This window comes from Saccharopolyspora sp. NPDC050389 (assembly GCF_040655595.1).
In the GTDB taxonomy this organism is placed as follows: domain Bacteria; phylum Actinomycetota; class Actinomycetes; order Mycobacteriales; family Pseudonocardiaceae; genus Saccharopolyspora.
The window spans coordinates 1-23011 of record NZ_JBFAKG010000022.1; the positions used below are offsets into that span (position 1 = coordinate 1).

The following is a 23011-nucleotide window of genomic DNA, read 5'->3' on the forward strand; positions in this document are numbered from 1 at the left end:
TCCCTCCACCGGCCGGGCGCTGTGCTCGGTCGCCGACGCCTCCCCGCACGACGGGCTGGCGGCGCTGGCGGCCGCGGCCGACGCCCAGCCGCAGTCAGAAGGGTTCCTGCTCAGCCGCAGTTGTGCGCGGCGGAAGTGCTCGACGCGATCACCACATCCACCCCGCCGGGCGCGGTCAGGTGCGCGGCGTTGACGGTGAGCCCATCGTCGGTTTCGACCTGCTCGTTGACCACCAGCCTGGTGCCGACGACGCCGAGGTCGACCTCGGCGTTGGGCACCTCGCCGACGTCCACCGGCCGGCCGGCGACGGTCAGCTCCAGGTCCACCGCTCCCGTCGCGGAGTCGCAGCCGCTGGTCGAGGTGGACCGGACACCGGAGATCTCCAGCACCGGCAACCCGGGCAGCCCGACACGGACGTCACCGGCCGTGGCCGTGGCCGTGACGGCGGTCGGGTCGGCCGTGGCAGCCACCTCCGCGCACACCACCCCGGCCGAGAGCACCACCGCGTCGGCGGTCTGCACGCACACCTGCTCCCCGGCTTGTTCGCCGGCCGTGCGCACCTCACCGGTGTCCGGGGTGGCGGCGATCGGCAGCGGAACGCCGAGCACGCCGGCGTTCGCCGCGAGGCCGTACGCACGGCCCGTGAAGTACTGCAGGAGAAGCTCCTCGGAGGTCTCCGCCTTCAGGTAGGCGCCGTCCTCACCGGCGTACTCGACGGTCAGAGGAACCGTTGTCTCATCGGTCAGCGGTTGCTCGACCTTCTCGACCGCGCAGCTCGCGACTCCATCGTCGTTCGTGGTGTCCGAACAGGTCTGCTCACTCTCGCCGGAACCGAGGGTGAAGCTCACCTCCTGGTCGGCCACCGGCTCGTCGCCCTCGGTCGTGGTCAGGGTCGCCGACAACTCGGCGCCCGTCCCGTTGGCGATGCTCTCCTGGCCGGTGTACTTGAGCGCCGTCTCCTCCGGCTCCGGCTCGGGTTCCGGCTCCGGATCAGACCCATCGCAGTTCTTGCTGGTCAGAAAGATCTCCTGGTCACTGGTCTCCGGGTCGTACTCGACCCCGTCGAAGACCTGCACCACCCGTTCCGAGCCGGGCGCGCCCCAGTCGGCGAACCCGTCGCCGTTCTCGTCATAGCCCTGCTCGAAGTGCAGGTGCGCCACACCGTTCGAGGTCGCGCCGCTCTTGCCGATGTGGCCGATCAGGTCGCCCTGCTTGACCTCGTCCCCCTTCTTGACGGCCCGGTCCTGCAGGTGGATGGACGTGGTGAACCACCCGTTGCCGTGATCGATCTGGATGATGTTGCCCGCACCAGGCGGATCCTCGTAGGACTCCGTCACGACGCCGTCGGCCGCGGCCACCGTCGGATTTCCCTCGGTCTCGTCGAACGGGTCGCGGAACATGTCCAACGCGGGCGCGTGCTGGTCGGATCCGGACAACGCCCCATACCCCATGTACATCTTGTCCCCACACGGAAACGGCAGCTGGAACGGCGGGCGCTCCGGCTCCGCAGCCGCGGAGCCGGACGGCACCGCGACCAGCCCGACCGCGACCACCGCCACCCCTAGACTCCCCACCACAGAACGGATTCTCATCGAGTGTTCCCTCCCCGAGTTGCTCGATCATTCGCGGAGCCACGCTAGGAACCAGCGCTTTCCTCCCCCTTTCCTCCCGCTTTCCTCGCACTTCTCCCGCGCCGGGCCGAGGCACGATTCATCCGCCCCCGTTACCGTTTTGCGGTGGGGTCGCCGAAGACGGATCGTGCTCGGACCAGGCGATGCCGGAGCGGCGAGGGTCACAACCGGCCCGACCCGGAATCGACCGAACGGGCCAATCAGTTGCTCCGCGCGGAACGAACTCATCGCGTTCTCCCGCGAACGTCTAGGCGGTTTGCGTAGTGTCGGCCGGACCGACATCAGGCGCCCACCGGCCGAGCATGTCGATGCCGAGGGCGACAAAGCCGCTGGCGCGGTGCGGTGCGAGCGGCTCGCGATGCCGGCCGGACGCGGGGTGCTGCCAGGGGCCCGCGTCGAAACCGACCGACGGGAGTGTGCTTGATGATCAACCGACGATGGCGCGCAGTGGCCGCCGCGATCGCCGCCGCGGGGCTCGCCCTCAGCGCACCGGCGACGGTGCAGGCGTCCGAGCTGGACGGGCGTGAGATCGAGCCGGCCGCGGATCAGAAGATGATGCTGCTGGTGCACGGCTACAACCCGGAGCCTCCCACCAACTGCAACGGGTCGACCTGGGACGAGGCCCTCGAGTACTACCAGGAAGCGGGCGGCCGGGATCGTTCCTCGATGCGGACGATCGGCTACTACGAGGGCGACAAGGCGTTGTGCGATGACGTGATCGGTGACGGTCAGGCCGACCGCGAGCGGCCCATCCAGGAAATCGCCAAGGACTTCGCCAACTACATCTACGACGAGTACACCAGCAAGGGCGAGGAAGTCGACATCGTCGCGCACTCGATGGGCGGCCTGATCACCCGCGTCGCGGTGCTCGGCACCCGCGAGGGCTGGAAGGGCTTCCCGCCCAAGGTGGCGGTCGAGGACATCGTCACGCTCGGCACCCCGCACCAAGGGCTGATCAACGGGTGCAGGAATCCCGATGACAAGCCGGACGACAAGTGCACTCGGCAGTGGCACCAGATGACCGAGGCGGACGAAGGCGGGTCGGGTTTCATCGACAAGCTGCACGAGTCCGCGCCCGGCCGCAACGACCGCGGCCTGGACGATCCGTGGGCCGCCGGGATCGACTGGAGCTTCGTCAGCTCGCTGGAAGACGAAACGGTGTCGTACTACTCCGGAATCGACAAGGGCTACTTCGCGCACCAGAAGTACGGTTACGACGAGGATCTGAGCGACAACGGGGTCGAGGACTGCTCGGACCCGGACGTCAGCCACGGCAACCTCCGGCAGCTGACCGGTGCGGGCGGCTACTGCCTCCGCTACTGGCACCACGGGGCCGACGGCGGCCCCTACACCACCGAGAACGGCTGGTCCCCGCTGAAGGTGGCCTTCAAGGCGGCCACCTACAAGGGCGACGACCTGCCGCGATGACGGCCGGCCGCGATGCGGCACAGCGACCTGTTCGCCGCATCGCGGATCCGTTTACCGCCGGGCGACGGCCTGGCATACTTCCGCGGCACCACGAGTGGATCGGGGATAGCGGTGGAAGAACTTCCGAGCTGGGTTCCTCCGGAGATCGACTGGAGCCAGCCCAGTGTGGCGCGGATCTACGACTACGCCCTCGGCGGCGCGCACAACTTCGAGGTGGACCGGCAGGCCCAGGACGAGGCGCTCAAGGTCTTCCCGTACCTCAGCGACGCCGCGAAGGCCAACCGCGGATTCCTGCACCGCGCTGTCCGGTTCTGCCTCGACGAGGGCATCCGCCAGTTCCTGGACCTCGGCTCCGGAGTCCCGACGGTCGGCAACGTCCACGAAGTCGCCCAGGCCGCCGAGCCGGAAACCCGCGTCGTGTACGTGGACCACGACCTCGTCGCCGTCTCGCACGCTCGCAGCATCCTCGCCGACAACCCGCGGGCCGTCGTGCTGCACGAAGACATCCGCGCACCGCACCAGATCCTCGCGCACCCGGACACGGTGCGGCTGATCGACTTCGAGCAGCCCCTGGCGGTGCTGATGGTCGGAATGCTGCACTACGTCAACGATGCGGCCGAGCCGATGCGCCTGCTGCGCGAATACCAGGACCGGATGGCACCCGGCTCCTACCTGGTCGCCTCCCACCTCACCAGCGACCTGCCCGAAATGCAGGCGGCGGCACCGTTCTTCGACGACAGCCGGAACCCGATGACCCTCCGCAGCAGAGCCGAGATCGAGGCGCTGCTCGCCGACTTCCACGTCGTCGACCCGGGCGTCGTCTTCACCGTCCAGTGGCGCCCCGAAAACCCACCCGGGGACCGCCCAGAACGCTCCGCCTGCTACGCCGCAGTCGGCCGTCGCCACTGAGGACCAGCAGCCCTCGTCGCCGGTTCTGCCTGTCACGACGCGAAAAGCGCCGCACCATGGCGTGTCCGCTGCTGGACCCGAGTCCGCCAGATCCGCGCCCGGTCAACGGCGGCCGAGCCGCACCCCCGACTCGCGCAGCAGCTCGGCGAGCCGGTCGTGCGGCAGGGCCGGAGAGCGGTGGCCGTCGCGGCCGGTCATGTCCGCGTTGGCGGTCAGTGCGTTGAGCACCGCCTCCTCGGTGGCTTGCACCGTGGCCTCGTAGAACGGGTCCATCCGTCCCCACGGGACGAACCGCAGCTGTTCGTAGGCCGCCCCGCCGGAGTCCATGGTGCTGGTGAGCGCACCCGGATTCGCGGTGGAGAAGGCGAGGAACAGATCCCCGGAGAAGTGGCTGCCGGTGGTGCCGGTGCGGGCGAGGCCAAGCGGCACCCGCCGGGCGAGCGCGGTGCATTGCCCCGGCAGCAGCGGCGCGTCGGTGGCCACCACGACGATCATCGATCCGGCGCCGGGCGCGGCGAACCGGTCGGCCTCCTCCATCGGGTTGTCCGCCAGCAGCTGCGCGCCGACCGGCACGCCGGCCACCACGAGTTCCCGGCGGGAGCCGAAGTTGGCCTGCACGAACACGCCGACCGCGTAACCGTCCGATTCGTACTCCACGACCCGGGACGCGGTGCCGCTGCCGCATTTGAAGGCGTAGCAGTTCATTCCGGTGCCGCCACCGACCGAGCCCTCCTCGATCGGGCCGGACCGGGCGGCGTCCACGGCGGCCGCGGCGTGGGTGGTGCGGACGTGGGCGCCGTTGATGTCGTTGAGATAGCCGTCCCAGGTCTCGCCGACCACCGGCAGCAGCCACTCGCGGGCCAGCTCGGGCCGGTTCTCGACCACCCAGTCGATCAGTCCACGATGGACGGTTCCGATCGCGTGGGTGTTGGTGATCGCGACCGGCAGCGTCAGCGAGCCGGTCTCCTCGATCCACGTGGTGCCGGTCATCTCCCCGTTGCCGTTGAGGGAGAACCAGCCTGCGGCGCACGGCCTGGCCACACCGGCCCGGCCGCGGGGCAGGATGGCGGTCACCCCGGTGCGAACCGGGCCACGCCCCGGGCGCAGCGGGCCGTCCCCGTCGATCAGGGTGGCGTAGCCGACCTCGACGCCGGGAACGTCGGTGACCGCGTTCCACGCGCCGGGCGTGCCGCCGAACGGAATCCCCAGCGCGCGGGCCCCGGGGCAGTCCGGCGGGCGTGTGGGTGGCGCCGGTCATCGGGCTCCTTTCCGGGCCCGCAGGCGGGTCACCTCGGCGTCGGCCGGATCGCCGGTCAGGTCGGCGCAGCCGGTGGCGTCGCGGGCGTAGGACAGGATCAGCTCGAACGCTCGCTGCGGCGGCATCACCGCGTTGCCTGCCAGGATCTCCAGGCCGTAACCGTTCTCCAGGCACACCAGGTTCGCCGCGATGTCCGCGACCGGCGCGGTCGGGCGGAAGTGCCCCTGGGCGCGGCCGATCTCGAGGATCGCGCCGTACATGGTGACCTGGCGGTCGAACAGGCTCTCGGCGATCACCGAGTAGATCGGATCCTGCCGGACGGCGGTGGTGAACTCGTACAGCACGTTGACCAGCTCGTCGTCCGCCCGCCACGGAATGCCCGCGCGGGCCGCGGCCACCAGCTTCTCCCGCGCATAATCCACTGTGGACAGCATCGTCGCGCGGTCGGTGCAGAAACGTTCCACCGCCTGCCGGAACACCTCGCGCAGCAACTCGGACAGGTCGGGAAAGTAGTAGTGCACCGAACCGCGGACCACGCCCGCCTGCTCGGCCACATCGGCCACCCGCAGCGCGGCCAGGCCCTGGCGGCCGACGGCCCGGGTGGCCGCGGCGACGAGATGTTCGCGCCGCACCGGTCTGCGACTGGGACGTGCCATGCCGGTGATTGTCTGGCACTCGTGCCAATCAAGTCAACAAGATGGCCCAACGGCTATTGACGTCGAGCACCGGATCTTTGACTCTGACGCCAAATAATCGGCGCGAAGGTCGAGGTGCCCGATGACCGAAGAAGTCACACCGCAGACCGGCACTCCCCGATCGGCGACCTACCGCCAGGACCTCTCCCGGTCGCTGACCTTCAGGGAGAACATCCTCATCACGCTCTCCGCGGTGACGCCCGCGTCGAGCGTGTTCATCATCGTGCCGTCGGTGATCCAGGGGATCGCCGGCGCCTCCGCGGTGGCGTTCGCCGTCGCCGCGCTGGTCGGCGTCGTGGTGGCGCTGTGCTATGCCGAGCTGTCCAGCGCGTTCCCCATCACCGGCGGCGAGTACGCGTTCGTCGCCCGGACCGTCGGCAAGCCCACCGGATTCGCGCTGTACCTGCTGACCATCGTGTCCGGCATCCTGATCTTGGTGGTGATCGCGGGCGGGACCGGCCAATACCTCGGCGCGGTGTGGTCCGCCCTGGATGGGCGTTGGGTGGGCGTCGTGGTCATCGTGGTCACCGGGCTCATCGCCGTGCTGGGCATCCGCACCAACGCGTGGGTCACCGGCATCTTCCTGGTGGTCGAACTGCTGGCGCTGGCCCTGCTGGCGGTGCTCGGCTTCGTGCACGTCACCCAGCCAGTCTCCGTGCTGTGGACCGCCCAGGCAGCCGGCATGGACGGCACCCTGACCTCCGCGTCCGCGGGACTGGTGGTCTCCTACACCGCAATCGCGATCTTCGCCTACAACGGTTACGGCACCGCCGTCTACTACGCCGAGGAGACCCGCCAGGCCACCCGGACGATCGGGCGGGCGATCCTCTGGTCGCTGGCGATCACCGTGGTCGCCGAGTTCGTCCCGCTGGTCGCCGTGCTGCTGGGCACGCCGAGCATGCCGGCGCTGGTCAACGCGGATTCGCCGATGAACTACTTCCTGCTCGCCCGCGGCGGAACGGTGGTGAACACGATCGTCAGCCTGGGCATCGCGATCGCGGTGATCAACGCGGTGATCGCGATCATGCTCCAGCTCGGTCGCAGCCTGTACTCCGCGGCGCGCGACCGCTCCTGGCCCGACGCCATCAGCCGGCCGCTGACCTGGATCCACCCGCGACTGCGCACGCCGGTCGTGGCGACACTGACGGTGGCGGCACTGGGCACGCTGGCCTACTGGCTGCTGCCGTTCCAGGTGCTGCTGCTCGGTTCCGGGGCCAGCCTGGTGATCACCTACGTGATGGTCGGACTGGCCGCGCTGGTCGGCCGGATCCGCGGCCGCACCCGCCGGGCGGTCTACCGGATGCCCGGCTGGCCGCTGCCCCCGTTGCTGCTGCTGGCGACCATGGTGGTGGTCGTCTACGAGAACCTGCTCAGCGACTGGGTGCCGGTGGCGATCACGGTCGGCATCCTGGCCGTCGGATACCTCTACTACTACGCGTACATCCACCCGCGCCGCGACGACCGGTGGACGCTGCCCGACCCGGTCGACGAGGACGCCTGACCACGCCCACTCCGTCCATTTCGGACAATCCCTCCAGCGGCTTCCTGCTCCACGGCCAGGGTTGGTCGTGCCGGGCCATTTCCAACTCCGCGTCGCCGTGGCCGGTCCCGTGTAGCCGGGGACGGCGAAGAACGGCACCATCGCGGCGAATCCGATCGCGTAGGACACCAGCCCCCGCCAGGAAACCCTGCCGTAGACGCCGTCGGGACTGAAGATCTCCCGCACCGAGTAGCGGCCGTGGCGCACGGCGTAGAAGTCGACCAGGCCCTCGCCGGCCAGCAGCGCGAGTCCGATGTTGGTCACCAGCGGGCGGCGCGAGAGCCGACACCCGCAGCCGGCGTGCGAGGCGAATCGACCGGCGGGTGTCGATGATGCTGATCAGCGTCATCGAGCCGCCGTAGATCCGGGGAGGCGAGGACAGACGCACCGTCCGAAACGCCAGTGCCCCGAGTCCCGATCGCCGACGAGGCGAGCGCGCCCCCTGCTGCGCGCAGATCCGCCTGACACGTCCCGAGCTCGCAGGCCTTTCGGCGGGTCACCACGGACCGTTGACGCGGCACCAAGCCATTGCCAGGCGGCACGCCCGGTCCATATAATCCCACTAATTGAATACTATGCTCACTATATGAACTTCACGATCCGATCTAGGCATGGAAGACCTCATCGAAGGAAATTCAATGGCGAATTCCACCACCAATGACCCCGCGACAGCCGCCGGCGCAGCGAGAGCGCGGCCCGCGCAGTCGCACGCCAAGGTCATCCGCGCCGCCATCCTGGGCACCGTCGTCGAGTACTACGACTTCGGCATCTACGGCTACATGGCGACCATGGTCAGCGCCCACTTCTTCGTCGAAGAGGATCCGAACGCAGCGTTGCTGGGCACCTTCGCCGCGTTCGCCGTGGCCTTCTTCCTCCGCGTCCCCGGCGGGATCTTCTTCGGCCACATCGGCGACAAGTACGGCCGCAAGAAGGCGCTGACCTGGACGATCCTGCTGATGGCGGTGGCCACGGCGCTCATGGGGCTGCTGCCCACCTACACCACGCTCGGTGTCTGGGCGACCGCGCTGCTGACCCTGTCCCGATGCCTGCAGGGCTTCGCCGCCGGCGGCGAACTCGGCGGGGCCAACTCGTTCGTCTCCGAGCACGCGCCGCCCAGGTGGCGCGCCTTCCAGACCTCGATGGTCAACTCCGGCACCTACATCGGATCGTTGTGCGCCTCGCTGGTGGCCCTGGCACTCACGACCGGCCTGAGCCCCGAGCAGATCAACGCGTGGGGCTGGCGGATCCCGTTCCTGCTGAGCCTGGTGATCGGTGTGGTGGGGCTGTGGATCCGCAACTCGCTGGACGAAACCGAGCAGTTCTCCGACATCCAGCAGCAGGACGAAGTGGTCAAGGTGCCGCTGTTCGCGGTGCTGTCCACCGCAAGGCGGCAGATCCTCACCATCATCCTGCTCGGCGCGCTGATCACCGGCGGCTACTACATCGCCTCCGTGTACGCGGCGACTTACCTGCAGACCGCCGGCGGCCGTTCGCCGCAGTTCGCGTTCGCGGCCACCTGCATCGCGATGGTGCTCGGGGTGATCACCTTGCCCATTTCGGGATATCTCGGCGATCGCATCGGGCGCAAACCGATGTTCATCGGCGGTTCCGCGGCCGGGGCGCTGCTCGGGTTGCCGATGTTCATGCTGATGGCCGACGGTCCCGCGCCGCTGGCGATCCTGGGCCCGGCCGTGCTGTTCATCTGCGTCTCCGTGGTCAACGGCGTCTCCTTCGCCACGTACGCCGAGATGCTGCGCGCCCGGTTCCGCTACAGCGGGATCGCGCTGGGCAACAACGTCACCAACATGCTGCTCGGCGGGACCGCGCCGTTCATCGCGACGCTGCTGGTCGGTGCCACCGGCAACAAGCTCGCGCCGGCCGGGTACTTCGTCGCGTGCGCCCTGATCAGCCTCGTCACGTCCTTCTTCCTCAAGGAGACCAAGGGAAAGGAGCTCTCCCTATGACCGTGCGGTTCCGCGATCGCCGGATCGTGGTCACCGGTGCAGGCAGCGGCATGGGCCGCGCCGAAGCGCTCGGGCTGGCCCGCGAAGGCGCCGACGTCAGGGCTGCCGACATCGATCCCGACGCCGCCAGCGCGGTGGTCGACGAGATCATCGCCGAAGGCGGCACCGCGCGCGCCCACCACCTCGACGTGGCGGATCCAGCCGCGTGGCAGCGCTTCGCCGCCGAGCTCGGCGGGGACGCCTTGCACGGCCTCGTGAACAACGCCGGGGTGAGCTTCCGCAAGGGCATCGCCGAAACGTCGGTCGAAGACTGGCACCGCGTCGTGGACATCAACCTCTCCAGCGTCTTCTACGGCATGAAGTTCCTCGCCGAACCGCTGGCGCGGGCCGGCGGCGCTTCGGTGGTCAACGTCTCGTCGATCGCCGGGCTGCTCGGCTACTTCTCCGCCTCCTACGGAGCCACCAAGTGGGGCGTGCGCGGACTGTCCAAAGTGGCGTCCCTGGAATTCGCGGCCGCGGGCATCCGGGTCAACTCCGTACACCCCGGTCTCGTCGACACGCCGCTGCTGCACTCGGGGCCGGACGACCGATTCGTCACCGAGAGCCTGCGGTCCGTCCCGGCTGGACGGGTCGCTTCCCCGGAAGAAGTCGCACGGGCCGTCGCCTTCCTGCTCTCCGACGAATCCTCCTACGTCAACGGCACGGAGCTCGTGGTCGACGGCGGACTGGTGGGCTCCGGCATCTACCACCGCATCACCACCGCGCTGGCCGAGGACGCGTCGTGACCGGCCCGCTGCCGGAGATCCTCGACCTGCTCGGCCGCCAGGCCCACGCCATCGATGGCGGTGCCGCGCAGCAGTGGGCCGAAACCTTCACCCCGGACGGCATCTTCCGCTCCCCCACCTACCCGGAACCCGTGCGCGGCCGGACGGCGCTCACCGAGTTCGCCGCCGCTTTCGCCGCGAACAACCCCCGAACCCACCACATCGTCACCAACACCTGCATCGACCGCGCCGACCCGGACGAATGCCATGTCAAGGCGAACCTGCTCATCGTGCGGACCGCGCAGCAGGACGGGCGCGACGTGGTGTCCATCGACCGGGTCACGACAATCGACGACCGCTGCGTCCGCCGGGACGGCCGCTGGCTGGTCGCCGAACGGGTCGTCACCCGCGACTGACCCGGCGACCGAAACGAAACACCAGGAGAACTTCGATGACCACCAGCGCAACGAATCCGACTCGCGCGGACGCCAGCCAGATCACCGCCCACCACCCCGAGCTCGTCGGCAAGGTCGCCGTCGTGACCGGGGCCGGGCGCGGCATGGGCGCCGTGTTCGCCACCGAGCTCGCCCGGCGCGGCGTCCATGTGGTCGGCGGCGACCTGGATGACGCGCCCGGCACCGCCGCGCGGATCAACGCCGAGCTCACCGACGCCGGACGGGTGGTCGGACTCCGCGCCGATGTCACGGATCCGGCCGACCACGACCGGCTGCTGCAGACCGCGCTGACCGAGTTCGGGCAGGTCGACTGCTGGATCAACAACGCCGGGATCTTCCCGCAGGCCGAGTTCACCGAGATCCCGCCGGACCAGCTCACCGCCACGTACCAGGTCAACGTCAACGGCGTGGTGTACGGCGCGCAGACCGCGGCCCGGCACATGCGCGAGCACGGCGGCGGCGCCATCGTCAACATGGCTTCGGTGGCCGGTGTCCGGGTGCGCGCGACGCGCGCCGCCTACAACTCCTCCAAGGCCGCGGTGCGCCACCTGACCAGTTGCATGGCCGTCGAGCTGGGCGAGCACGGCATCCGCGTCAACGCCATCGCCCCGGGTTTCGTCGACACCGAGATGACCCGGTGGGTGCGCGAGGATCCGGCCGCGCTCGACCGCGCACTGAGCACCGTCCCGCTGCGCCGGGTCGGAGCGCCCATCGAGGTCTTCGGCGCCCTGTACTTCCTGCTCTCCGACAGCGCCCGCTACATCACCGGCGCGGTCGTGCCGGTGGACGGCGGCTCCCAACACGTCTGAGGTGGACCTTTGAGCTACGACTACGACCTGGTCGTCATCGGTGCCGGTGGTGCCGGGCTGGCGGCCGCGGTGTCGGCCGCGCAGCAAGGGCTGCGGGTCCTGGTTCTGGAGTCCGAGGACGAGATCGGCGGCTCCACCCAGCTCTCCGCCGGGATGCTGACCGCCGCGGCCACCGACGTGCAGCGGGCGCTGGGCGTCGAGGACTCCCCCGCCCGGATGTTCCAGCACTACATGGACCTGAACCAGTGGCGGGTGCTGCCCGGCCCGACGCGGATGTTCTGCGAGCAGTCCGGCTCGCTCATCGGCTGGCTGGTCGATCTCGGGGTGGAGATTCCCGCCCAGTTCTCGCAGAACGCCCACATGCCCGGCCTGACCCGGGCGGGCGTCGAGGACGTCTGGCGCGGACATGTGCCCAAAGACCAGGGCTACGGTCTGGTCCAAGCGCTGGACCGCGCCCGGCAGCGGCTCGGGGTCGACCTGGCGCTGGGCAGCCGAGCCACCGACCTGCTCCGCGACGGGCACGCGGTGACCGGTGTCGTCGTGGACGATGCCGAGGTCACCGCGCCGTCCGTCGTCGTCGCCTGCGGCGGGCTGGCGCAGAGCCCGGAGCTGGTGCGGGAGTACTTCCCGGACGCCCGGATCGCCGGCGACAGCCTGTTCGTGGTCGCAGCACCCGGCAGCCGGGGCGACCACATCGGCTTCGCCGAACGCCACGGCCTCTCGCTGTTCGGGCACGGGTGGGGATTGTTGCTGGTCACCGCCGAGTTCCAGCGCTTCCACCACTGGCAGAGCGGGTTCCCGCCGGTGTCCCGGGTCCACGTCGACTCGACCGGGCGCCGGTGCATGGACGAGGACGCCCCCTACGCGGTCAGCCCCGGAATCCTCAAAGACCACGGCGGATCCGTGTGGGCGGTCTTCGACGAGGCGGCGCGTGCCGCCCTGCCGCCCGGGTACGCCGACTGGGCCCCCGAGCGGGTCCTCGAAGAGGTCGGCAAGGGCGTCGTCCGCCGAGCCGACACCCTGCCCGAACTCGCCCGGTGGATCGGCCTCCCGGCGGACAACCTGGCACGGAGCGTGCACCGGTTCAACGAGCTGATGACGCAGGGCCACGACGAGGACTACCTCCGGCACGAATCGCTCGCCGCCAAGGGGATCGACCCGCATCTGTCCGCTGTGGACAGCGGGCCGTTCTACGCGGTCCGGATGCTCCCGGCGGAGTTGGTGTGCACGCACACCGGCCTGCGCATCGACGGCCGAGCGCGGGTGCTCGACACCGAAGGGCAGGTGGTACCCGGCCTGTACGCGGCGGGGGAGGCCGCCGGCGGGATCCTCGGCGAACGCTACGTCGGAGGCGGGAACTCCGTCGCGCACGCCCTGGTCCTCGGCCGGCTGGCCGGGGATGGAGCAGCACGACGGATCCACGTGGGGAGCGCGGCGTGACCACATCGGACGATCGAAGCGCCATCGAGCGGGTCTTGTTCCGGTACGCCAGGGCGGTGGACCGCCTCGACTACGAAGGCATCCGGGACTGCTACTTCCCCGACGCCATCGACAACCACGGCGGGTACTGCGGTCCGGTGGACGGGCTGGTGGAGGACATCCGCCGGCGCCACGCGACCATCGATTCCTCGCAGCACTTCATCAGCAACGTGCTCATCGACTTCACCGACGACGACACCGCCGAGGTCGAGTCGTACTGCCTCTGCTACCTCAGGCAGGCGCGGTCGGTGGGTTCGGCCGAGCAGGACCTGGCGATAATCCGATGCCGCTATGTGGACCGGTTCGAGCGGCGCGGCGGCCGTTGGCGCATCGCCGACCGCATCGTCGTCTTCGACGAATCCCGCACCGAACGCATCGTCGACGAGTTGCCCACCACCTGGGTGCGGTCCCGGCGCGACGTCTCGGATCCGGTGTACCGCTCGTGATCAGCGGGTCGTGGGTGCGAAACCGGGCCTCGCACCTACGACCTAGCGCACCCGGGCGCGCGAGGCGAACAGCTGCCCGCTGAGTTCGCGGGCGGCTTCCGCCAGGCGCGGGGCGACCTGGTCCACCGCGTCCGGGTCGACCAAGGACACGCCGATGCTGACCTCCGGCATGGTCGGCGGCGTCTGCACCGGCACCGAAACCCCGATGACGCCCGGGATCACGTGCCCGGTCGACACGGCGTAGCCCTGCTCGCGGGCGGCCACCACCTCGGCCGGATCGTCGTCGCGCGGCGGACGTCCGGCCAGGATGGCGATGCCGCCGGAGCCGCGGTCCACCGGATGCCGCTGCCCGGTCCGAAACGCGATGTGCGCCGCGGCCAGCCGCGGCTCGACCACCAGCACCGCCTGCACCTCGACGTCGCTGATCGGCACCATCAGGTGCGCCGTCGCGTCGACCGAGTCGGCCAGCGCCGCCATGATCGGATAGGCCAGCCCCCGCAGATCGCTGTCCACCGCCGAAGCCAGCTCCACCAGTCCGTAGGCGAGGTGGAACCGCTTGTCCTCGGTCCGCCGCACGAGGTTGTGCGCGGCGAGCGCTTCCAGCATCCGGTGCAGCGCGTTGCGGTTGAGCTCCAGCGAACGCGCCATCTCGGTCAGCGTCTCGCCGTTGGGCCGTTCGGCCAGGTGCCAGAGGATCCGAATGCCCCGGTCCAGGGTCTGGGCACCCGCGACCGAGGATCGCCGGGTGTCGTCCACGCTCGTCCGCCTCGCAATGCCGGTCATGCTTACCGCTCGATCCTATCGAACCGGTTCGCACCGGGTGCCCGCCGAGAACCTGCCGCCCAGAAATTAATTTCAATCAACACTGAACATATTGCAAGTCTTGATTCACCGAGCACCGTCGCGATGATCCGACGCACCGAGCAAGAGCGCGCTCATCATCAAGCCACAACGGGCCCGCACCCGAACCGCGGCCCCTCGACCTCCCAGCCGTGTCCACAAGAGACATTGACCAAACCGAGAAGCAGCAGGGCAAACCGGTGCAGTTCGCCGATGTTCAGAGCAGTACAACGCGGTCCAGGCTTCGACGGCGTCTCAGCGGTCGGCCGACAGACGGGCCAGGCGTTGGGGGTTCGGCCAGCGGACGTGGGAGGCCCAACCGAGCCTTTCGAAGATCCAGATCACCCGGGCGGAGATGTCGATCTCACCGGGCCGGACGCCGTGCCGGGCGCATGTCGGGTCGGCGTGGTGCAGGTTGTGCCACGACTCCCCCATGCTCAGCATCGCGAGCGGCCAGAAGTTCGCCGCCTTGTCGCGGCTGCGGAACGGGCGCTCCCCGAACATGTGGCAGATCGAGTTCACCGACCAGGTCACGTGGTGCAGGAAAGCCACGCGCACCAACCCGGCCCAGAAGAAGGCCGTCGCGGCGCCCCACCAGGTACCCGTGATCAAGCCGCCGCACAGCGCGGGCAGCGCGAACGTGGCCACGGTCAACGGCCCGAACAGCCGGTGCACCAACCGGATGTCGGCGTCGTCCAGCAGATCAGGCGCGAACCGCCGCTGATTCGTCAGGTCCCGCTCGAAGATCCAACCCATGTGCGCGTGCCAGAACCCCCGCGCCAGCGCAACGGGAGAGGTGCCGAACGCCCACGGAGAGTGCGGATCACCCTCTTTGTCGGCGAACGCGTGGTGACGGCGGTGATCGGCCACCCAGTGCAGGATCGGCCCCTGGACCGCCATGCCGGCCGCGACCGCGAGCGCGATGCGCAGCCAGCGCTTGGCGCGGAACGCGCCATGCGTGAAGTAGCGGTGGTAGCCCACCGTCACGCCGAGGATGGTGAACACGTACCAGCCGGCCGCGAGCAGCGCGTCCCACCAGCGCAATCCCCATCCCCACGCCAGCGGCACCGCCGCCACCAGCGCCAGGAACGGCAGGAGCACGAACACGTAGACCGACAGGTGCGGGGCCGCTGGCCTGCGTCCGGCCAGCAGTGGTTGGGGCGTCGACCTGGACGGCTCGGTGGCGACCATGGCAGCGGGAACCTCGAATCTGCGCAGCAGGAAGTTCTGCCACCACCAACCGGGAGGCAGCCGGGCAACCACCACACAACCGGCATCGAGCCGGGAGCGCAACGAACCGGCCCGCAAGCATTGGTGAACGGCAGACGAGGGCGCGGTGTCGGGACCCCGCCCAGCGCCGACAACACCCGTGATGCCGACGAGGAAGATCGCTTGCCGGCGGCCTCAGCCGGGCAGCGGCGGTAACTCGGCGCGGTCCAGCCAGATCGTGAACAACCCGGCAAGCGACCGGTTCGCGAATTCGTCGGCCAGCGCCGTGAAGTCCGCTGTGCTCACCATGCCGTGCCGGTGGTCGGCGACCCACTTCCGCAGCAGCTCGAAGAACGGCTCATCGCCCAGTTCGCGGCGCAGCGCGTGCAGCGTCAACGCGCCACGCTTGTAGACCTGTTCGTCGAACATCCTGGCCACACCTGGATCGGCGATCCGAAGATCCGGCGGACCTGCGGCGATGTGCGCGTGCCAGTTCGCCGCGTGCTGCTGCGCCGACGGCCCGCCCGAGAACTCCGACCACAACCATTCGGCGTAGGTGGCGAAGCCTTCGTTGAGCCAGATGTGCCGCCAGTCCGCGATCGTGACGCTGTTGCCGAACCACTGGTGCGCCAGTTCGTGCACGATGAGCCGCTCGTTCGTGCGCAGGCCGTCCAGATGGCTCGCACCGAAGATCGACATGCCCTGCGCCTCGACCGGCTCTTCCAGATCATCGTCGGTGACCACGACGACGTACTCGCCGAACGGGTACGGGCCGAACAACCGCTGCAGCGTGTCCATGATCTGGCCGTGCCGCGCGAAGTCCGCGGCGAAGCGGTCGCCCAGCCGTGCGGGAATCGCCGCCCGCTGCGGCACCGGGCCACTCGCCAGCTCCACCTCGGTGTACTGGCCGACCTGGATGCTCATCAAGTACGACGCGGTCGGTTCCGGCCGCTCGTAGATCCAGGTCGTGGTGCTACCGCGGCGTTGCCGCGACACCAGATTCCCGGTCACCTGCACCGAGTACGACGACGCCGTCGTGAACGAGATCCGGTAGCCGGCCTTGTCCGCGAGATGATCGTTGCAGGGAAACCACGACGGCGCGCCGATCGGCTGGCTGGCGACCAGGGAGCCATCGGTCAGCTCCTCCCAGCCGATCTCGCCCCACCGGCCGGAAATCGGCTGCGGATTGCCCGAATACCGGATGTCCACCCGGAATTCCGCCGCCGCCGCGATGGGGCGTGCCGGCCTGACCCGGAGTTTGCCGCCGCCATGCGTGAACTTGGCGGGGCGGCCGTCCACGAGCACCCGGCGAACCCTCAGGTCGGCGAGATCCAGGCTGAACCGCGACAGGGCCTGCGTCGCCACCGCCGAGATCGTCGCCTGCCCGGCGAGCCGGTTCGGGCCGACCTGGTACTCCAGGTCCAGGTCGTAGTGCTCGACGCGGTAGCCACCGTTGCCGTGTTCGGGCAGGTAGGAGTCCGTCGACCGATCCGCCCCGGGTGCCGGAGCACCACCGTTCAACCGGTTCGCCGTGAGGGTCATCGGCGGCGTCCTCCCGCGTTCTGCCACGTCGAGATCGGGTTGCCGAGCCAGCGCGAGTGCGCGGGCACCTCGTCACCACGGGTCACCAGCGACCCGGGGCCGATGGTGGTGTGCGCACCGATGCTCGCACCGGGCAACACGATTCCGTGCGGGCCCAGCGTAGCGCCGGCGTCCAGGCGCACCTCGTCCAACCGCATGACCCGATCATGGAACAGGTGGGTCTGCACCACGCAACCGCGGTTGACGGTCGCGCCGTCGCCGAGCCGCACCAGATCCGATTCGGGCAGCCAGTAGGTCTCCAGCCACACCCCACGACCGATCCGCGCGCCCATGCTGCGCAGCCACGCCGTCAGCAGCGGCGTTCCCCCGGCCGAACCGATCAACCACGGGACGGCCAGCACCTCCACGAACATGTCCGCGAGCTCGGTTCGCCACACGAAGGAGCTCCACAGTGGACGTTCATCCGCCCGGTAGCGCCCGACCAGCAGCCACTTCACCACGGTCGTCACGGCGCAGGCCAGCAGGCCTGCGGCCAGCAACACCGGGCCGGCCAGCAACGCGGCCAGCCACAGCCCGCCTTCGGCGCGCACGAACGCCAGCGCCGCCAACACCAGCACCGCCAGCGCCGCGCTGAACATGACCGGCACGAACCGGAACAGTTCGACCACCGCGCGGGCGATCTTCAGCCGAAGCGGCGGGGCGAAGGTCCGGCTCGCGTCGGCCTTGTCGATGGAACGCCGCAGCGGCATCGGCGGCATTCCCAGCCAGGACGAGCCCTTCTTGGCCTTGCGCGGTGTCGAGGACAGCACCCCGACCAGGCCGCGCTTGGGCACCGAATGACCCGGTGCGGTCATCCCCGAGTTGCCGAGGAAGGCCTGCTTGCCGATGCTGGCCGGGGCCACGTGCAGCCAGCCACCGCCGAGCTCGTAGGCGGCGACCATGGTGTCGTCGGCGAGGAAAGCGCCATCGGCGACCTTCGTCATCTTCGGCAGCGCCAGCACGGTGGAGGCTTCCACGTCGCGGCCGACCTCGGCGCCCAGCAACCGCAGCCACACGGGCGTGAACAGGCTGGCGTACAACGGGAACAGCCCGATGCGAGCCATGTCCATCAGGCGCTCGGTCGCCCACACCTGCCACGCCATGCGACCGTGCACCGGGTGGTAGCCCTCGCGCATCCCGATGCTCAGCGCGCGCACGCTGACCAGCACCAGCAACGCGTAGGAAACGAGGTACAACGCGCTCGCCACGGGTACCGCGAGCAGCGCCCGGGTCAGCGCAGAGCCGAGATCCGGTGCGCCGCCGAGCGCTTGACCGAGCACCACGATGCCGGGCAATCCCGCCAGCGCCGGCAGCAGCCCGAGCAGCACCGAGGTCACTCCGTAAACCGAAGCCCACACCTGTGACCTGGGCGGACGGCTCGACGGCCAGGCACGGCCCGCCTTGCGCACCGGGACGGCCGGGGAACCGGCCCACCGCTGCCCCGCAGGCACCGGGCCACGCACCGTCGAGCCGGCCACGATCTCCGCGGACTTGCCGATCCGGGCTCCGGGGATCAGCGTGCTGCGCACGCCGACGCGCGCACCGGCGCCGATCCGGATCTTGCCGATGTGCACCTCGTCGCCGTCGACCCAGTAACCGGCGAGGTCGACCTCGGGTTCGACGGCCGCGCCCTTGCCGATCTTGAGCATTCCGGTGACCGGCGGCGGCGAGTGCAGGTCGACGTCCTTGGCGACCTTGGCACCCAACGCCCTCGCGTAGTGGGTCATCCAAGAGGCGCCGGAAACACCCGCCGCCCCGCTGAACTCGGCGAGTCGCTGAGCCGCCCACAGTCTCAAGTGGACATTGCCGCCGCGCGGATAGGAACCCGGGCGCACCCCGGCGAGCAGCAACCGCGCACCACCGGCCGACAGCGCGATCCGGCCCGCGGGACTGAACAAGACCAGCCACGCCGCGCCGATCCACCACCACGACACCGTCGGCGCGAACGCCGCGGAACCGGTCCAAGCCAGCACATTGCTCAACGCCGCCAGCACCGTCGACCAGCGCAATCCGACGATGGCGAGCAACGGCAGGGTGATCAGCGCCTGCCACAACCCGGTCAGCCGCGGCGTCGGCCTGACGACACGCCGCGAGATCTCGGTCGTCGCCTCCAACGCGTCGAGGTGCGCGGCCAGCGAACCGAGCGTCGGGTGCTGGTAGATGTCGGCGACCGACACCTGGGCATGCCGCAGCCGGATGCGTGCGATCAGCTGGGCGGCGGTGAGGCTGCCACCTCCGGTGGCGAAGAAGTCCGCAGCTGGGTCGGTCACCTCCACGCCGAGGATCTCCGCCCAGCCTTCCGCGAGCCACGCCTCCGTCGGCGACATCGCCGACCTCTCGGCGGTGCCGCCGCCTGCGGCGGGCAGCGGCCAGGGCAGTGCCGCGCGATCCACTTTTCCGGAGGTTCGCGTCGGCAGGTCGGACACGACGGCGAGCAGCGGCACCAACGCGGCCGGCAGCTGTTCCTGCAACCGCCGCACCGCGTGGTCGTGGTCGAACCGCACGTCCGCGGGATCGGCGGCACGAGGTACCACGTAGCCGACGAGGATCTGGTTCCCAGCGGCGGTCGTCTGCACGGCCGAGGCCGCCCCGGCGACGCCGGGCAGGGCCTGCAGCACCGCGTCCACCTCACCGAGTTCGATGCGACGGCCACCGAGCTTGATCTGTTCGTCGGCCCTGCCGACGAACAGCAGCCCCTCGGGTTCGGCCCGCACCACGTCACCGCTGCGGTACGCCCGGGACCAGCCGAGCGAGGGCAGCGGTGCGAACTTCTCGGCGTCCTTGCCAGGATCCAGATACCGGGCGAGCCCGACGCCACCGATGATCAGCTCGCCGGTGGCGCCCATCGCGACCGGCTCGCCGTGTTCGTCGACGACCGCGAGCTGCCAACCGGCCAACGGCAAACCGATCCGGACCGGATCCTGGCCGGTGAGCCGGGCGGCGCAGGCGACGACGGTCGCTTCCGTGGGCCCGTAGGTGTTCCAGACCTCACGGCCTTCCACGGCGAGGCGCTCGGCGAGCTCTGGCGGGCACGCCTCACCGCCGAAGATGAGCAGCCGAACCTCTTCCAGCGCTTCGACGGGCCACAACGCGGCCAGGGTCGGCACCGTCGACACGATGCTGATGTGCCGCGCCACCAGCCAGGGACCGAGGTCGACACCGGTGCGCACCAGGGCGCGCGGCGCGGGCACCAGGCATGCCCCGTGTCGCCACGCCAGCCACATCTCCTCGCACGAGGCGTCGAACGCCACGGACAGCCCGGCCAGCACCCGATCCCCGGGGCCGATGGGCTCCTCGGCGAGGAACAGGCCGGCTTCGGCGTCGACGAAAGCCGCGGCGGCGGAGTGACTCACCGCCACGCCCTTCGGCTTCCCGGTCGAACCGGAGGTGAAGATGATCCACGCGTCGTCGGTGGGCGCCGGTTCGCCCGGATGCCCGAGGGGCTTGCGACGCAGGTCGAACGAGCCCCCGTCGGAAAGCACGGCGCAGACCTCGGCTTCGCCGAACACGAGTTCGGCGCGCTCGTCGGGATCGTCGGCGTCCACTGGAACATAGGCGGCGCCGGCCGCGAGCACGCCCAGGATCGAGACGTAGAGTTCCGCGGTGCCGGAGGAAATCCGGATTCCGACCCGGTCGCCGATGCCGATGCCGGACTCGGCGAGTCGTCGCCGCACGAGGTCGATCTCAGCGGTCAGCCGACCGTAGGTGAGCACCGCCGTGCCGTCGTCGATCGCCGGAGCGTCCGGGTGTCGGCGGGCGGTGTCGTCGAGAATTTCAATCAGGGTGCGCTGATCGGGAGCGAAGTCCGACCAGAACACCGCGCTGGCGGCGGTATCCGGAGGCGTGGACGGGGCGAGCTCTGCACCTGCTGTTGTCAGAGTCACCGAAGGCGCCACCCTGCCGACGGCCCACTGCCCGGTTCCCTGCCGTGTGGCAGGCCCTGCGAGATGTCGCAACTCTGACCAGGACGTGAAATCACTGTCTCGCTCCGCAGTCGTCCAGGCGCGTACTCCCGATGACCCGCCCAGGGCAGACCGATCAGCCTACGGCTCGAACGAATCGCCGCATCCCGAGACCCCCGCGGAGTGCTTGCCGTCACACCCGGAGGCAACGTTCGAGGCCGACCAGAACCGAGATCTACTCGACGGCGCGGGGCCATTTCCAATTGGATCCACAGTGGACAGAACGGGACTCGTCGCTCATTCCGATCCTCGCGCCGCGGGCGGTGCCTGCTGGTGCGTGGTGGCGAACCGTTGGCGGTAGTGGGTCGGTGTCGTGCCCAGGTGGCGGGCGAAGGCGCGGCGGAGGGATTCGTCGGTGCCCAGTCCACTGTGGTGCGCGGCGGAAGTGACGCTGTGCCCGTCGAGGAGGAGCTGCTGGGCGCGGTCGAGACGGACCCGTTCGACCCAGCGGGCGGGCGTGGTGCCGAGTTCGGCGCCGAACAGGCGAGTCAGGTGCCGGGTGCTGACGGCCGCGGAGACGGCCATCGCAGGCAGGCTGTGGTCGGCTGCGGGATCGGCGACCACGGACGCGATCACCGAGCGCAGCAGGTCACTGCGCGCCGGCGGGGTGGCGATGGCGGTGGAGAACTGCGACTGCCCGCCCGGGCGTTGCATGAACACGACCATCTCCCGCGCGATGTCCCGGGCCACGTCCGCTCCGTGGTCGTCTTCCACGAGGGCGAGGGCCAGATCGACTCCCGCGCTGATGCCCGCGGAGGTGACGTAGCGGCCGTCGCGGATGTGGATGGCGTCCGGCTCGACGCGCACCCGGGGATAGCGGCGGGCGAGCATTCCGGCGTGCCGCCAGTGGGTGGTCGCGCGCCGGCCGTCGAGCAGGCCCAGTTCGGCGAGGACGAAGGCGCCGGTGCAGACCGACGCGACCCGTGCCGCCTGCGCCGCGAGCGTGCGCACGGCCTCCAGCAGGCCGTCCTCGGGTGCCTGCTCGGCGAGCCGGTCGCCTCCGGCGACCACCACTGTGTCGACCGGCCCGGCCCCGGCCGCCGCCGTGGCGCCGGTCAGCCCCGGCCCGGCGGACGTGGCGACCTGCTCGCCGCTCGGCGAGACCAACACCAGCTCATACGGGTGACCGAGCCGACCCGCCTGGCGCAGCACCTCCGAAGGACCGCTGACATCGAGCATGGTCACACCGTCGAACACCACGAAGGCAACCCGATGCGTCATGTCTGAATCTGTGGTTCTTCTGACCGAAAGGACATGGCGCCAGGATAACCGCCCGGGCGAATCTGGAGCCGGTCACCGGCGGAGCGAGAGAGGCAGCGGAGATGAACGAATCGATCGCAGGCGTGGAGATCCCGGACAGCGCCCTGGCGCGGGAGGCCACCGAACTGGTGCGCGAGGCCGTTTCGCCGGTCCTGTTCGACCACTCTCGGCGGGTGTTCCTGTGGGGCGCGCTGCGTGGCCGGGAGCAGGGGCTGCGGTTCGATCCCGAGCTGCTGTACGTGGGGGCCATGTTCCACGACCTGGGCCTGACCGAGCGGTTCCGCCGCGCGGACCAGCGCTTCGAGATCGACGGTGCCGATGAGGCGCGCAGGTTCCTGCAGGCCCACGGCATCACCGGCGAGCCCGCCGACCAGGTCTGGACGGCCATCGCCCTGCACACCACCCCCGAGATCCCGCTGCACATGGCGCCCGAGGTAGCCCTGGTCACCCGCGGTGTCGAGCTGGACGTCCTGGGCATCGGCTATCACGCGGTCTCCGACGAACAACGCGCCGCCGTGGTCGCGGCGCACCCCCGTCCGGATTTCAAGAACCAGATCCTCGCCGCGTTCACCGAGGGCATCAAGGACCGCCCCGCGACGACGTTCGGCAACGTCAAGGCGGACGTGCTGGCCCACTACGTCCCAGGCTTCGTACGCGGCGACTTCGTCGAGGTCATCAAGAACTCCGACTGGCCGGAATGACACAGCACTCCCCGGCACACCTGCGGTAGATACCTGACGAACGTCCACACCAGACTGTTGCGCCCGATCCACGACTTCGG

The 23011-nt window shown here is 69.9% G+C and carries 18 protein-coding genes; 10 read left to right on the forward strand and 8 right to left on the reverse strand.

The features are described from left to right. Nucleotides 1-110 precede the first annotated feature (110 nt). On the reverse strand, nucleotides 111-1592 hold the full coding sequence (locus AB0I53_RS16555; protein ID WP_358602913.1) for a M23 family metallopeptidase: 1482 nt from the start codon (nucleotides 1590-1592) through the stop codon (nucleotides 111-113). 462 nt (nucleotides 1593-2054) lie between these two features. Between AB0I53_RS16555 and AB0I53_RS16560 the strand changes: the two genes are divergently transcribed. Beyond that, nucleotides 2055-3059, forward strand: a complete 1005-nt coding sequence (locus AB0I53_RS16560) for a hypothetical protein (RefSeq protein WP_358602916.1) — start codon at nucleotides 2055-2057, stop codon at nucleotides 3057-3059. A gap of 12 nt (nucleotides 3060-3071) precedes the next feature. Next, complete coding sequence (locus AB0I53_RS16565; protein ID WP_358602918.1) at nucleotides 3072-3968, forward strand: SAM-dependent methyltransferase; 897 nt, start codon at nucleotides 3072-3074, stop codon at nucleotides 3966-3968. Between the two features lie 102 nt (nucleotides 3969-4070). Here the strand turns inward: AB0I53_RS16565 and AB0I53_RS16570 are convergent, their stop codons facing one another. Both AB0I53_RS16570 and AB0I53_RS16575 read right to left on the reverse strand, forming a co-directional pair. Continuing rightward, nucleotides 4071-5177: a P1 family peptidase gene (locus AB0I53_RS16570; RefSeq protein WP_358603086.1), complete on the reverse strand. Its 1107-nt coding sequence runs from the start codon at nucleotides 5175-5177 to the stop codon at nucleotides 4071-4073. A 45-nt stretch (nucleotides 5178-5222) separates the two neighbouring features. Next, nucleotides 5223-5882, reverse strand: a complete 660-nt coding sequence (locus AB0I53_RS16575; RefSeq protein ID WP_358602921.1) for a TetR family transcriptional regulator — start codon at nucleotides 5880-5882, stop codon at nucleotides 5223-5225. A 121-nt stretch (nucleotides 5883-6003) separates the two neighbouring features. On the opposite strand from AB0I53_RS16575, the gene AB0I53_RS16580 reads away from it, so the two are divergent. From AB0I53_RS16580 to AB0I53_RS16610, 7 genes are all read left to right on the forward strand, one after another. Continuing rightward, a complete protein-coding gene (locus tag AB0I53_RS16580) occupies nucleotides 6004-7422 on the forward strand; it encodes an APC family permease (RefSeq protein ID WP_358602924.1) in 1419 nt (472 codons plus the stop codon). A gap of 677 nt (nucleotides 7423-8099) precedes the next feature. After that, nucleotides 8100-9425, forward strand: coding sequence for an MFS transporter (locus AB0I53_RS16585; protein ID WP_358602927.1), 1326 nt, complete (start codon nucleotides 8100-8102; stop codon nucleotides 9423-9425). Then, on the forward strand, nucleotides 9422-10210 hold the full coding sequence (locus AB0I53_RS16590) for an SDR family oxidoreductase (protein WP_358602930.1): 789 nt from the start codon (nucleotides 9422-9424) through the stop codon (nucleotides 10208-10210). The genes AB0I53_RS16585 and AB0I53_RS16590 overlap by 4 nt, the downstream gene beginning before the upstream one ends. Further along, nucleotides 10207-10605, forward strand: coding sequence for a nuclear transport factor 2 family protein (locus tag AB0I53_RS16595; protein ID WP_358602932.1), 399 nt, complete (start codon nucleotides 10207-10209; stop codon nucleotides 10603-10605). Before AB0I53_RS16590 ends, AB0I53_RS16595 begins: the two co-directional genes overlap by 4 nt. A gap of 35 nt (nucleotides 10606-10640) precedes the next feature. Then, the gene (locus AB0I53_RS16600) at nucleotides 10641-11453 is read left to right on the forward strand and encodes an SDR family oxidoreductase (protein ID WP_358602934.1); all 813 of its coding nucleotides are present in this window, start codon (nucleotides 10641-10643) and stop codon (nucleotides 11451-11453) included. A 9-nt stretch (nucleotides 11454-11462) separates the two neighbouring features. Continuing rightward, entirely contained in the window at nucleotides 11463-12893 is a 1431-nt protein-coding gene (locus AB0I53_RS16605) for an FAD-dependent oxidoreductase (protein ID WP_358602936.1), read from the forward strand. Continuing rightward, nucleotides 12890-13378, forward strand: coding sequence for a nuclear transport factor 2 family protein (locus AB0I53_RS16610; protein WP_358602938.1), 489 nt, complete (start codon nucleotides 12890-12892; stop codon nucleotides 13376-13378). Before AB0I53_RS16605 ends, AB0I53_RS16610 begins: the two co-directional genes overlap by 4 nt. Before the next feature lie 42 nt (nucleotides 13379-13420). On the opposite strand, the gene AB0I53_RS16615 is transcribed toward AB0I53_RS16610, so the two are convergent. The 5 genes from AB0I53_RS16615 to AB0I53_RS16635 all read right to left on the reverse strand — a co-directional run bounded on the left by AB0I53_RS16615 (nucleotide 13421) and on the right by AB0I53_RS16635 (nucleotide 22191). Beyond that, nucleotides 13421-14161 (reverse strand): helix-turn-helix domain-containing protein, encoded by a 741-nt coding sequence (locus tag AB0I53_RS16615; protein ID WP_358602940.1) that lies wholly within the window; start codon nucleotides 14159-14161, stop codon nucleotides 13421-13423. 312 nt (nucleotides 14162-14473) lie between these two features. Next, nucleotides 14474-15409, reverse strand: a complete 936-nt coding sequence (locus tag AB0I53_RS16620) for an acyl-CoA desaturase (RefSeq protein ID WP_358603089.1) — start codon at nucleotides 15407-15409, stop codon at nucleotides 14474-14476. 213 nt (nucleotides 15410-15622) lie between these two features. Continuing rightward, nucleotides 15623-16969 (reverse strand): M1 family metallopeptidase, encoded by a 1347-nt coding sequence (locus tag AB0I53_RS16625; RefSeq protein WP_358602942.1) that lies wholly within the window; start codon nucleotides 16967-16969, stop codon nucleotides 15623-15625. Further along, complete coding sequence (locus AB0I53_RS16630; protein ID WP_358603091.1) at nucleotides 16966-20886, reverse strand: Pls/PosA family non-ribosomal peptide synthetase; 3921 nt, start codon at nucleotides 20884-20886, stop codon at nucleotides 16966-16968. Before AB0I53_RS16630 ends, AB0I53_RS16625 begins: the two co-directional genes overlap by 4 nt. 321 nt (nucleotides 20887-21207) lie before the next feature. Further along, complete coding sequence (locus AB0I53_RS16635) at nucleotides 21208-22191, reverse strand: GlxA family transcriptional regulator (protein WP_358602945.1); 984 nt, start codon at nucleotides 22189-22191, stop codon at nucleotides 21208-21210. Nucleotides 22192-22292: 101 nt separating this feature from the next. On the opposite strand from AB0I53_RS16635, the gene AB0I53_RS16640 reads away from it, so the two are divergent. After that, complete coding sequence (locus tag AB0I53_RS16640; protein WP_358602948.1) at nucleotides 22293-22931, forward strand: HD domain-containing protein; 639 nt, start codon at nucleotides 22293-22295, stop codon at nucleotides 22929-22931. Nucleotides 22932-23011 lie beyond the last annotated feature (80 nt).